Raw genomic sequence first — 817 nt, 5'->3', positions numbered from 1 at the left:
CGGTGCCTGCGGGGCGGGGACTTTCGGGTGCATTCCGCCGTTTTTACTGTGTGTAGACGGTCGCCCCGAGAGCTACATGCTACTTTGTCTCCTTGCGGACTGGCGTCAATACCTAGACCCGTTGAGAGGAGCGTTTTCCCCACCCCAGTTGGCCCTAAAAGAAAAAGGTTGTATAATTGGTCGATCCATGTGAACTCCTTTAACTGGTTAATTTGCATCTTGCTTAGTGACCGCTGCTCATTTAGATTGAATGCATCAAGTGTTTTATAAAAAGGGAACCCCGCCCATTTTAACCTTTTTTCAATTTGTTTCTCATCACGGCGCTTTTGTTCATAAGCCGTTAAATGATCGATAAACATACGGTACGTCCAATCCTCTGCCTCTGCTTGCGAAATGAGAGTAGGGAGGTGGGTCGCGCTTTCTGACCACCTCAAGGAACGTAAACGTTGTTGCAGCTGTTCAACTGAGTGATTCAACTAGATACACCTCCTTCTAGTAATGCCAGATATTTGTTGACATCTCGAGTTTGTGGTTTTGTATGAATCACTGATTCATGGACTGCATAAAGGGGTTTCACCTGTTTCTCCGTTCGATTTTCAGATACGCTGTTCACTTGGCACTGGCGTTTGACATGTTGGATGATATCGCTAAATTCAGTCGCACTATACAGCCGCCTGCTGACACATTCCTTTAAAGCATCATTCGCATACCCTGGCTCAGATTGAAGTGCTTTTGAGATGAGTTGAAGTTGATCCCGAATATAACGGGGGTATTTACGATGAACTTCAGTTAGAAATTCATGCGCCAGCTCCACATC

Annotated in this window: 2 protein-coding genes; both read right to left on the bottom strand. The window is 45.8% G+C overall.

The annotated features are described in order from the left end of the window. Positions 1-434, bottom strand: a 434-nt coding sequence (locus MXD58_RS25975; RefSeq protein ID WP_250610354.1) for an ATP-binding protein, incomplete at its 3' end; no start/stop codon positions are given. A 38-nt stretch (positions 435-472) separates the two neighbouring features. After that, the coding region (locus MXD58_RS25970; RefSeq protein WP_518478690.1) for a hypothetical protein at positions 473-817 on the bottom strand (345 nt) is incomplete at its 5' end.

Origin of the sequence: Frankia sp. AgKG'84/4 (assembly GCF_023242965.2) — a bacterium.
Lineage (GTDB): Bacteria > Actinomycetota > Actinomycetes > Frankiales > Frankiaceae > Frankia.
The sequence above is the reverse complement of the archived record's forward strand: the minus strand, read 5'-3'. Positions and strand labels throughout refer to the sequence as shown.